Raw genomic sequence first — 11,033 nt, forward strand, 5'->3', positions numbered from 1 at the left:
CCCGATCCGGCTGATTCAGCTGGCCGGTCAGATCAGGCCGCCGGCGCACGCGGCGGAAAGCCGTTAGCCGCTTCCAACGCCGCCGCGCAGCGGATGACGGACGCTTCGTCGAAGGGAGCCCCGGCGATCTGCAGGCCGATCGGCAGGCCCTGCCGGTCGAGGTCGCAGGGGATGCTGATCGCCGGCGCGCCGATCAGATTCCAGGGATAGGTGAAGCGCCAGGAGGCGGCGAGCGCGCTCTCGGTCCGCCCGCCGAGCTCGACGCTGGTCTCGCCGCTGCGCCAGGCGGTCAGCGGCGTCGTCGGGCCGACCACCACGTCGACAGCCTCGAACGCTTCAGCGAAGCGCTCGCACAGGCGCCGGCGGAAGCGCTCGGCCTGGATGTAGTCCGGACCCGTGACCAGCCGTCCCATCTCCACCAGCAGCTGCACGTCCGGCTGCATCTGCGCCGTCGTCCCCGCCTCGATCCGCCCGGCGTGATAGGCGGTCGAGGAGGACAGTTCGATCGCGAAGATCGCGCCGAGCCCGTGGGCGAGTTCGGCGATCTCGAACTCGACGATGTCGGCGCCGGCCGCTGCCAGCCGCTCGATCTGCCGTTCGACCGCCGCCTCGACATCGGGCTGCAGCGCCTCGAAGAAGTGGTTGCGGCAGACGCCGACCCTCATGCCGCCGGCGCCCGCCGCCAGCGCCGCCTCGAAGTCGTCGCAGGTCCTGCCGCTAGCAGCCGGGTCATCGCTGTCCGGACCGGCCATCGCCGCGACCAGGATCGCGGCGTCGGCCACCGACGAGGCGAGCGGGCCGGCGGTGTCGAGCGACCAGGAGTGCGGGATGATGCCGCTGCGGCCGATCAGGCCGAAGGTGGGCTTCAGCCCGACCGCGCCGCACAGCGCCGCGGGGATGCGGATCGAGCCGCCGGTATCGGAGCCGAGCGCGGCCGCCGCCAGCCCCGCCGCCACCGCCGCGCCCGATCCGCCGCTGGAGCCGCCCGGCGTGCGCGCGTCGTCCCAGGGATTGCGCGCCGGCGGCGTCTCCATGCCCCAGGCGAACTCGTGCATGCGGGTCTTGCCGATCAGCACCGCGCCGGCCGCCCTGAGCCGGGCGACGGCGGCGCCGTCGCGCAACGGATGGTCGGCATCGGCCAGCGCCGAACCCGCACGGGTCGGCATGTCGGCGGTTGTGTAGTTGTCCTTGACCGCGATCGGGATGCCGTGCAGCGGTCCGCGCCAGCCACCGGCGGCGATCTCCCGTTGCGCGTCCTCGGCCGCCTGCCGCGCCGCCTGCGACAGGTGCACGTAGGCGTGGTAGCGGCCGTCGAGTGCCGCAATGCGGTCGAGATAGGCATCGAGCAGATCGACCGGGCTCAGGCGTCCCGCGCGGGTCGCCTCGGCAAGCGCGGTGATCGGCAGCGCCCAGGGCGTGTCGAGGCTCATCGTCCGGGCTGCCTGGCTATCGGGCGGAAGATGACGGCGGGATGCGTCTCGCCGAGATCGAGGCCGCGCAGCACCTCGATCTCGGCGCGGATCGCCGCGTAGGCCGCCGCGATCTCGGCCGCGCGGCCATCGTCGGCATGGGGAGAAACCTCCGTGTCGGGAGAGGTGTCCAGGATTTCGTCCGTGTCCGTCATGGCGCCTCCTCAGGGGGTCCGCGATCCGCCGCCGCCGGGACGGTCGGGCGGCGACAGGGCGAGCAGGTCGACGACCTCGCGCGGCGCCGGGGCGGCGGGCGCGCCGCGCCGCGGCATCCCGGCGACGAAGGGGGCGAGCTGCGCCGAGGCGACGTCGAGCACGCGCCTGAGTTCAGCGATCGGGGTGGAATGGTCGTCGACCCGCAGGTCCACCCGGCGGAACGCCTCGGCGCCGATCACCGCGAGGCCCGCCGATTGCCGTCCGCGCCTGTCGCCGCCTGCCGCCTGCCCCGCCTCCAGTGCCCGCATCAGCCGCTCCTCGAGCGGCAGGCCGGGATCGGCGGCGAAGGCGGCGGCCATCGCCCCGGTCACCTCGGGCCCGGTCAGCATGTTGCCCTGCACCGCGTGGTCTGGACCGGTCAGGTGCCCGTGCCAGGCGGTGCAGGCCAGTCCCGTGAAGGCGGCACCCGGGCCGCCCGTGCCGATCACGCCGATCTGGCGAAGCTCGGCGGCCGGATCGGCGGTGATCGCGGCAGCGAGCGCATCGGCGGCATTCTTCCCACCCGCCATCGCGTCGAGTGTGTCGATCGCCAGATAGGGGTTGACCCAGGACTGGCTCGAGGCCGCGCCGACGCCGGGCACCAGATGGATGCAGATCGCGCCGACCGCCGGCACCGCCGAGGCGACCGCGACGCCGAGCTCGCCGGTGCGCCGGCAGCGGCCGACGATCGAGAACGTGTTGACTTCCAGGCGCCCGCTCCTCCGCACCCTTCGCCTCACACCTTCAGGTGGCCGGCCAGCGTCTCGGCCGCCGAGGCATCGCCCGCCCTGCCCTGCTCGACGATCTCGCCGAGCTTCAGCACCGCATAGCGGTCCGCGACCGACAGGGCGAAGGCGAGATGCTGCTCGACCAGCAGGATCGCGACCCCGGTCTGCGCGCGGGTGCGCCTGAGCGCGTCGGCCATCCGCTCGATCATCGTCGGCTGCAGCCCTTCGGAGATCTCGTCGATCAGCATCAGCTTCGGCCGGGCGATCAGCGCGCGCGACATCAGCAGCATCTTCTGCTCGCCGCCGCTGAGCGTTCCCGCCCGCTGCTTCTGCCGCTCGATGATGCGCGGGAACAGCGCCGCGACATCCTCCAGCCGCTCCCGGAACGTGCGATCGTCGGAAACGCCGAGGCGCAGGTTCTCGGCCACCGTCAGATCCTGGAACAGCGTGTATTCCTGCGGCGCGTGGGCTATCCCCATGCGCGCCATCTCGAACGGTTTCCGCCCGGTCGCGTCCGCCCCGTCGAAGCCGATGCGGCCGGACATTGCCGGCAGGAATCCCATGATCGTCTTCAGAAGCGTCGACTTGCCCATGCCGTTCTTGCCGAGTACGGCGAGGATCTCGCCCGGCGCGAGCGACAGCGAGACATCCTGCACGACCGGCGCGGAGCCGTAACCGCTGGTCAACCCCTCGAGCGTCAGCAGCCCGCTGCTCATGCCACATGCCCCGCGCTCTCGCCGGAATAGACCGCGCGGACCAGATCGGAATTGACGACCTCGTCGACCGTCCCCTCCATCAGGAGCGCGCCCTGGTGCAGTACGACGATCCGCCCGCTGATGCCGCGCACGAAGTCGAGATCGTGCTCGATAAGGAGGATGCAGAGGTTGAAGTCGCGGGCGAGCCTCGTCAGCACGTCGCCGATGGCCGTGCGCTCGGCCTTGGTCAGGCCCGCGGTCGGCTCGTCGAGCAGCAGCACCGAGGGTTCGGTCGCCAGCACCATCGCCAGCTCCAGCCCGCGCTTCATGCCGTGCGAGAGGTGCCGCGTCTCCTCGCCGAGCCGCTGGTCGAGCCCGGTGGCCTTCAGGATGTCGCGGGCCGGCTCGGGCAGGTGCACCTCGTCGCTGCGGTCGAGCATCCGCGCCCCGTCGATCCGGTAGCGTGCGAGCTGCAGGCATTCCCCGACAGTAAGCGAATCGAACAGGCTCGTATTCTGGAAGCTGCGTCCCACCCCGAGCGCCGCGACCGTCTGCGGCGCGCCGCGGCCGATATCGACGCCGTTGATCGCGACCTGGCCGCGGGTACGCTCGCCGCCGTCGCTCACGCAGCGCATCAGCGTGGTCTTGCCGGCACCGTTCGGCCCGACGATGCCGAGAATCTCGCCGCGCCGCCCCTCGAAGCTGACCCCGTTCAGCACCGACAGGCTGCCGTAGCGGCGCACGAGGTCATTGATCCGGATCGGCGCGGCGTCGCTGCCAACGCCCGTCCCCGCCGCACGCGGCGGCGTCGGCACGATGGAGAGCGGCAGCGGCGCCTCGGCGCGCGATCCGGTCATCCGGCGCACCAGTCCGCCGATCAGCGGCGCCAGTCCCTGCGGCAGCGCCACGATCACCACCACGAAGGCGATGCCGACCATCAGCTTCCACAGGAACGGCAGGCTGCCCGACAGGTAGGACGACATGACGTCGATGCCAATCGCGCCCAGGATAGGCCCGATCAGCGTCCCGCGCCCGCCGAGCGCGGTCCAGATCAGCAGTTCGGTGCCGAGCAGGAACCCGGCGAGTTCCGGCGCCACGACGTTGGTGAAGGCGGCGTAGCCGAACCCCGCCACCGCCCCGATCGCGGCGGCGCCCGCCATCAGCCCGATCTTGATGCGCGACACCGGCACGCCGAGATAGGCGCAACGATCCTCGTTCTCGCGGATCGCCACCAGCACCCGGCCCATGTCGGAGCGCACGAACATCCAGCCGAAAACGGCGACGATCACCAGGAAGCCGCCGGCGAGCCAGAACCAGATCTCGAGGTCCCAGTAGTAGGTCGGAAAGCCCGACAGGCCGCTGCTCGAGCCGGTGAACCGGCCGCCGGAGAAGATCAGCTGGGTGACGACGATCGGCAGCGCCAGCGTCACGATCGAGGCGTAGAGCGGCGATGCCCCGTGGAAGAATGCGAGCCAGCCGACCAGCACCGCCACGACCACCGCCACGAGGACACCGATCGCCAGCGCCCCCAGCGCCCATCCGGGTCCGAAACCGTAGTGGGTGAACACCAGCCCGCAGGCATAGGCGCCGATCCCGAAGAACGCCGACTGCCCGAAGGTCAGGATACCTGTATAGCCCCAGAGGATGTCGACGGTCATCACCAGCGCGGCCAGCAGCAGCGCCCGGATCAGGATGTTGATCATGTAGGTGTCGAGCACGAACGGCCCGGCCGCCACCGCGATCAGCGCAACGACGCCACCGAGGATCGCGCTTCGGTGCACGCGCGAGAAGCGGAACCCGGTCCTTTCCCGCGCGATGCCCTCCTCCGCCGGACGGTCAACCACGGCTCAGTCCCTTCGGATTGATGCGCAGGATCACCGCCGCGAGCACGACGATGGTGAGCCCGCCGACGATCGGGCTGACATAGGTGCTGACCACCACCTGCGCCCCGCCGAGCAGCATTGCGGCGGCGGCCAGGCTCGGGAACGAGACGCCGGAGACCAGCACGAGCATGAAGGAGTTGACCAGCCAGGGCAGCCCCATGTTCGGGTCGACCGCGAGCAGCGGCGTGATCAGCGCGCCCGCCCCGCAGGCGAGCCCGGCGCCGAGACCGAAGGTCATCGCCCTCACCCGCACGCTGTCGATGCCGAGGCCCCGCGCCAACGGCTCGTTCATGATCACCGCGCGGGCATTGAGCCCGAACCGGGTGAAATAGAGCAGCGCGGTGAGCGCCAGCCCGAGGCCGATCGCGATCACCGTCACCGCCAGCCGGTAGGCGGAATAGTCGGCCCCGAGCAGCGGAATGGTGCCGCTGAGCGGGCTCGCGGCGAACTGCACGCTGCGGCCGAACACCAGGGTGATCACCTGGCCGATGACGATGCCGAGCCCCCAGGTCGCGAGGATCGCGTCGAGCGGCCGGTCGTAGAGCGGGCGCACGATCAGCCGCTCGACGATCAGCCCCGCGCCGAAGCCGAACACGGCGGCGAGCGGCGCGGCGAGCCAGGGATCGAGGCCCTGCGCCGTCGTCATGTAGGCGGCATAGCCGCCGACGGTCAGGAAGGCGCCGTGCGCGAAGTTGATGAGCTTCATCACGCCCAGGATGATCATCAGCCCCGATGCGACCGCAAACAGGATCGCGGCGGACGTGACGATGTCGAGCAGGAGGACGGTCATCGCGTCTGTCCCGGTGCCGTGAGGGGCGGAAGGAAGGTGCCGGGGCGGCTCGGCCGCCCCGGCCAGGATATCAGTTGGCGAGTTGCGGGCACTGGTCGCCCGGATCGACGTTCTCGAAGGTCGCGATGACATCGACTGAACCGTCAGCCCTGACTTGGCCGAGATACATCGTCAGCGGCGTGTGACGCTGCTTGTTCATCTGGATGTGGCCGCGCGGACCCTGCACGGAAACCTCGCCGAGCGCCTTGATGACGGCCTCGGGATCGGTCGAGCCGGCCTTCTCCACCGCCGCCTTGTAGAGGTAGATCGCCTCGTACTGCGGCACCGAGAGATCGTTCGGGGTCTTCAGGTCGGCGCCGAACTTCTTCTCCATGGCGGCGAGGAAGGCCTTGTTCTCCGGGCTGTCGATACTGGTCAGATAGGAAGCGGCGATGAAGATGCCCTCGGCGTCGGCACCCATTGTGGCCGCGGTCCCCTCATCGACCGCCAGATTGCCGTAGGGGATTGTGACGCCCGCGGCACGCAGCTGCTTCGTCAGCGTCACGTTCGGCGCGCCGCCTGCCGTCGAGGTGATCAGCGCGTCGGGGTTTGCCGCCTTCAGCTTGGAGATGATCGCGGTCCAGTCTGAGCCGTCCATCGGCAGGTACTCCTCACCGAGCACCGTGCCGCCGTTCGCCTCCACGTAGGAGCGGGTGAACTCCAGCATGCCGCGTCCGAAGGCGTAGTCGCTACCCACCAGGTAGAAGGTCTTGGCGCCGAACTCCTTCATGAAGTGATCGACGATCGGCGCCACCTGCTGCTCCGGCACCCACGCGTTGACATACATCCACGGCGAGCAGGACTTGCCCTCGTAGAACGAGGTGTAGATGTAGGGGACCTTGCCGCGATTGACGATCGGCAGGCCGGCATTGCGCGCCGCGCTCGTCTCCATCGAGATCAGCACGTCGACCTTGTCTTGGAAGACCAGGCTGTCGAAGGCTCGCTGGGCGCCCTGCGCCCCCGACGCGTCGTCGGCGACGACCAGTTCGATCTGCCGGCCGAGGATGCCGCCGGCGGCGTTGATCTCCTCGGCGGCGAGTTCCGCCGACTGCACGACCGACGGCGCGACCACGCTGTTGGCGCCGCTCAGCCCCACCGGGATGCCGATCTTGATGGGATCGGCGGCGAGTGCTCCGCCGGCCATTCCGGTTACCATCGTCGCGGCGATCCCGCAGCCGATCAGCAGGCGTTGAACGAACCTCATGTTCCAGTCCTCTCTGTTGGCGAGTGTCGTTGGCGATTCAGTACCAGCCGCGCCGCGCGCCCGAGCCGAGCATCTCCTCATAGACGTCGGTCCGGCGGTCGCGGAGCACCTGGTTGAAATCGTTCCAGTTCCGCGCGCGGCGGGCATCGCCGAGGTCCACCTCGGCGAACAGGATTTCCTCCCGGTCCCGGCTGGCCGGCCCCGCCACGGGCCAGCCGGTGTAGCTGACGATCAGGCTCTGCCCGATGAAGGGCTGTCCGCGCTCGACGCCGATCCGGTCGGCGCAGGCGATGTAGATCGAGTTCGAATGGGCGGCTGCCATGTGCAGGATGTTGGACATCGCCTGCCCGTCCCGCTCCTCGCCGGGAACCGGCACCCAGTTGGTCGGCACGCAGACGATGTCGGCGCCCTGCAGCGCACACAGACGGAAGGTCTCGGGAAACCAGCCGTCGTAGCAGATGGCGATGCCGATCCGGCCGATCGGGGTGGCGAATACCGGGAATCCCCGGTCGCCCGGCTCGAAGACCAGGTTCTCGTCGCACCACAGGTGGATTTTGCGGAAGCTGCCGATGTACCCCCCCGGACCGACCAGCACGGCGCTGTTGAACAGGCGGTCGCCGTCCCGCTCGGCGATGCCGGCGACGATGTAGGCGTCGAGTTCGGCGGCGATGTCTGCCCAGGCCGCGGTCGTCGGTCCGCCGGGGATGGGTTCCGCGAGCTCGAACGCCTCCTCGCGCGAGGCGAAGACGTAGCCGCTGTTGGCGAGTTCCGGCAGCACGATCAGCCGGGCGCCCATCCCCGCCGCCGTGCGGATGCGCTCCAGGCTCTTGGCGACGTTGGCGTCCTTGTCGCCGATGACCGGCTCCATCTGGATGCAGGCGATGCCGATCCGGTTCTCAGGGGCAATTGCAGTCAAGACGCACGTCTCCCGTGGCGTGTATTGAACACGCGCAAAACAAAAAAGCCCCCGACTGCCCGCAATCGCGCGCAAGTCAGAGGCTTCCCAGCCAGATGTTTCGGCAGCCATCCGGATGCCGTTTACAGCGTCATTGAATTGACAAAGTGGATTGACTGTCAAGGGCGAAAACGGTCAACACACCCGCTGCCCAAAATTGCTTCGAACTGCCCAAGTTTCGGCTAGTCCGGCGCCGAATCCTTGAGCACGTCCTGTGCGCCGATCAGAGCCGTGGCCACCTGCGACATCGACACGCGCTTGCGCGTCGCCTGGGCGCGGATGATCTCGTAGGCCTGCGCTTCCGGGACGCCACGCAGATCGGCGAGGATCTTCACCGCCTTCTCCACGTCGCGGCGAGCCTTCATCGTCTCCTCGAGCTTCTTCACCTTCTTCTCGATGCGGCGGCTGTAGCCGTGCAGCGACCGGGCGAGGACGAGGCTGGAGAGAATGCCGAACGGCCTGAGCGGCTTCACCACCACGCCGTGCGCGTTGCTGTCGATCAGGGCGCGCAGCACGGTCGGGTTCTCGTACTCGATGATCGCGACGATGGTCGGTCCGGCCTCGCTGATCATCCAGGGGAGGTTCGGCTCCTGGGGCGGGTCGACCAGCAGAAACACGACGTCGGCGCCGAGCGGCAGATCGCTCGGCGGCGGCCAGGCCGAATGCACCTCGCAGCCGATGCGGCGAAGCTGCCCCTCCAGCGTCTCGCGGTCGTGATCGGCCGGATGCAGCACGACGGCGCGCGTCGCGCGCAGGAGGTCGATGATCCGCCGGTCCTGCGCGCTCATCGGACCCGGACCGCCTCGTTGCGATCCTGCGGTTCGATGGCGGACACCGCCAGGTACGGGTCGGGCCGCACGAGCTCCGGTGCCTCCCAGACGATGTCGAACCGGCCGCCCTCGCCGACCCGCCCGATGCGCGGCGTCAGCCAGGCATGGTTGTTGTCGGCGTCGATCAGGATGGTGCCCTCGGGCGCCTCGATCGAGGTTCCCAGCACCGCGTCGACGAGCCGCTGGGCGTCGAGGGTTCCGGCCACCTCGAGCGCCTGGGCGAACAGCAGCACCTGTGCATAGGAGGCTGCGCTCCACATGCTGGCGATCCGTTCGGGGCCGAACCGCGCCTCGAACGCCGCCACGAACCGGCGGTTGGCGTCCAGCTCGAGCGAATTGAAATAGGCTGCCGAGGTGATGTGTCCGGCGCATCTCTCCGCGCCGATCTCCCTGATCTCGGATTCGGCCATCGTCAGGCTGGCGATCGGCCGGCGGCGCCGGTCGATGCCGGCTTCGTCGTACATCCGGTAGAGCCGTCGCCCGCTCGCGCCCACCAGCGTGCAGATGACGACGTCGGGCTGCAACCGGGTGATCCGGGAGACGACGGCCTTGAGTTGGGAATCCTCCGAGGCGAGCGGCAGGTACGTCTCGTCCAGCACCTCCCCGCCCCTGGCCTCGATCAGGTCGCGCAGCACGCGGTTCATCTCGCGCGGGAAGATGTACTCGGCTCCGACGAGGGCGAACCGGCTGCCATACTCCGCGAACAGGAAATCGATCAGCGGAAAGGCGCACTGGTTCGCGATCGCGCCGGTGTAGATGACATTGGGCGAATACTCGAAGCCCTCGTACATGGAAGGATACCAGAGCACGCCGTTGCGCCGCTCGATGGTGCGCAGCACCGCCTTGCGGCCGACCGAGGTGTGGCAGCCGAAGATAACCGGCACACGGTCGACGGTCATCAATCGCTCGGCGTGGTCGCGGTAGAGGATCGGATCGGAGGCCGGGTCATAGGCGACGACGTCGATCGGGCGCCCCAGGACGCCGCCGCGCCGGTTCACCTCCTCGATCGCGAGAGCCGCGCCGTAGAAGTGCTCGGAATCCGACAGGCCCGTGACTCCCCCCCGAGAAAACAGCAGCCCGACCCGCCAGGCCTCGTCCGTCGTCCCTCTCATCGCTCGTCATCATCCCCGCCGGGCCAGTACCGAAGCTGAACGAAGCCAATCGCGCGGTAAAGTCAACGCCCCTGCTGCAGGAGGAACGGGATGCTTCGGCATCGCGCGGCAGGAAACGGAAGCCCCGGAACAGCCAAGCCCGTTCGCGCGCCGCGCCCGGATATTGGCCCTCCGGCGCCCCGCCCCGGGCCATTCCGGCCGCCGGACCGCTCGGGCGGGTTGCGCTCGCCGGAGCAGGCAGCCACTATCGGCGAAACAGTATACGAAGAATACGCCATGAGACCAACCACCCGCCTGCGCCAGCTTGTCGAAGCGCCCGAGATCCTCGTCCTGCCCGGTGTCCAAGACGCCTTGACCGCGCGTGTCGCCGAGCGCGCCGGCTTCGAGGCGATCACCTGCGGCGGCTATGCCAGCACCGCTGCGCTGCTGGGCGAACCGGATTCATCGCAACTCGGCCTCGCCGAGATGGCCGAACACTACGCGCGCATCTGTGACACCATCTCCATCCCCGTCTTCGCCGATGGCGATACAGGCTTCGGCAACGTCACCAATGTCCGCCGCACCGTGCGCGCCTATGAGCGGGCCGGCGTCGCCGGCCTGTTCATCGAGGACCAGGTCTTCCCCAAGCGCTGCGGCCACATGCCGGGCAAGGCGGTGGTGCCGGCCGAGGAGATGGTCGCCAAGCTGAAGGCGGCGCTCGATGCGCGCGTCGACGGCGACCTCCTGATCATGGCCCGCACCGACGCGCTCGCCGTCAACGGCCTCGACGATGCGATGGAGCGCGCCTGCTTATACCGCGAGGTCGGCACCGATATGATCTTCGTCGAGGCACCGCGCAGCGAGGCGGACATGCGCCGCATCTGCACCGAGATCCCCGCCCCCTCCATGGCCAACAACATCGAGGGCGGCATGACGCCGCTGCTGCCGGCCGCCCGGCTGGAGGAGATCGGCTACGCCGTCGTCGCCTTCCCGGTCGCCCTCTCCTACGCGGTCGCGGCGATGGCGGAGCGGCTGTACACGGCGCTCAGAGCGTGTTTAAGAAGGGTCACTGCCATCTTCTGAGCAGCGTGGCGGTTGCGGCGATGGTGATGAGGGCTTCGGCGACGGCGGTGAGTTGCGCGTAGTCGCGCACC

The 11,033-nt window shown here is 69.3% G+C and carries 11 protein-coding genes; 1 reads left to right on the forward strand and 10 read right to left on the reverse strand.

All coding sequences use genetic code 11. From position 1 onward, the window contains the following. Positions 1–32 precede the first annotated feature (32 nt). The 10 genes from EDC22_RS17605 to EDC22_RS17645 form a co-directional block, all read right to left on the reverse strand. Positions 33–1,430, reverse strand: coding sequence for an amidase (locus tag EDC22_RS17605; protein ID WP_132808039.1), 1,398 nt, complete (start codon positions 1,428–1,430; stop codon positions 33–35). Beyond that, positions 1,427–1,624 (reverse strand): hypothetical protein, encoded by a 198-nt coding sequence (locus EDC22_RS17990; protein WP_165926968.1) that lies wholly within the window; start codon positions 1,622–1,624, stop codon positions 1,427–1,429. Before EDC22_RS17990 ends, EDC22_RS17605 begins: the two co-directional genes overlap by 4 nt. A 9-nt stretch (positions 1,625–1,633) precedes the next feature. Further along, complete coding sequence (locus EDC22_RS17610) at positions 1,634–2,392, reverse strand: DUF1028 domain-containing protein (RefSeq protein ID WP_245499829.1); 759 nt, start codon at positions 2,390–2,392, stop codon at positions 1,634–1,636. Positions 2,393–2,400: 8 nt separating this feature from the next. After that, complete coding sequence (locus tag EDC22_RS17615) at positions 2,401–3,108, reverse strand: ABC transporter ATP-binding protein (protein ID WP_132808041.1); 708 nt, start codon at positions 3,106–3,108, stop codon at positions 2,401–2,403. Next, positions 3,105–4,790: a branched-chain amino acid ABC transporter ATP-binding protein/permease gene (locus EDC22_RS17620; protein ID WP_132808051.1), complete on the reverse strand. Its 1,686-nt coding sequence runs from the start codon at positions 4,788–4,790 to the stop codon at positions 3,105–3,107. Before EDC22_RS17620 ends, EDC22_RS17615 begins: the two co-directional genes overlap by 4 nt. A gap of 133 nt (positions 4,791–4,923) precedes the next feature. Next, positions 4,924–5,760 (reverse strand): branched-chain amino acid ABC transporter permease, encoded by an 837-nt coding sequence (locus tag EDC22_RS17625; RefSeq protein ID WP_132808043.1) that lies wholly within the window; start codon positions 5,758–5,760, stop codon positions 4,924–4,926. Between the two features lie 70 nt (positions 5,761–5,830). Next, positions 5,831–6,955 carry a substrate-binding protein gene (locus EDC22_RS17630; protein ID WP_132808053.1) on the reverse strand — a complete coding sequence of 375 codons (1,125 nt, stop codon included), beginning with the start codon at positions 6,953–6,955 and terminating at the stop codon, positions 5,831–5,833. Between the two features lie 85 nt (positions 6,956–7,040). Then, entirely contained in the window at positions 7,041–7,910 is an 870-nt protein-coding gene (locus EDC22_RS17635; RefSeq protein WP_281048307.1) for a nitrilase family protein, read from the reverse strand. A 230-nt stretch (positions 7,911–8,140) separates the two neighbouring features. Next, positions 8,141–8,746, reverse strand: coding sequence for an ANTAR domain-containing response regulator (locus EDC22_RS17640; RefSeq protein ID WP_132808045.1), 606 nt, complete (start codon positions 8,744–8,746; stop codon positions 8,141–8,143). Continuing rightward, complete coding sequence (locus EDC22_RS17645; RefSeq protein WP_132808047.1) at positions 8,743–9,900, reverse strand: transporter substrate-binding domain-containing protein; 1,158 nt, start codon at positions 9,898–9,900, stop codon at positions 8,743–8,745. Before EDC22_RS17645 ends, EDC22_RS17640 begins: the two co-directional genes overlap by 4 nt. 276 nt (positions 9,901–10,176) lie before the next feature. Between EDC22_RS17645 and EDC22_RS17650 the strand changes: the two genes are divergently transcribed. Continuing rightward, on the forward strand, positions 10,177–10,962 hold the full coding sequence (locus EDC22_RS17650) for an isocitrate lyase/PEP mutase family protein (RefSeq protein ID WP_132808049.1): 786 nt from the start codon (positions 10,177–10,179) through the stop codon (positions 10,960–10,962). Positions 10,963–11,033 lie beyond the last annotated feature (71 nt).

This window comes from Tepidamorphus gemmatus, from assembly GCF_004346195.1.
Lineage (GTDB): Bacteria > Pseudomonadota > Alphaproteobacteria > Rhizobiales > Tepidamorphaceae > Tepidamorphus > Tepidamorphus gemmatus.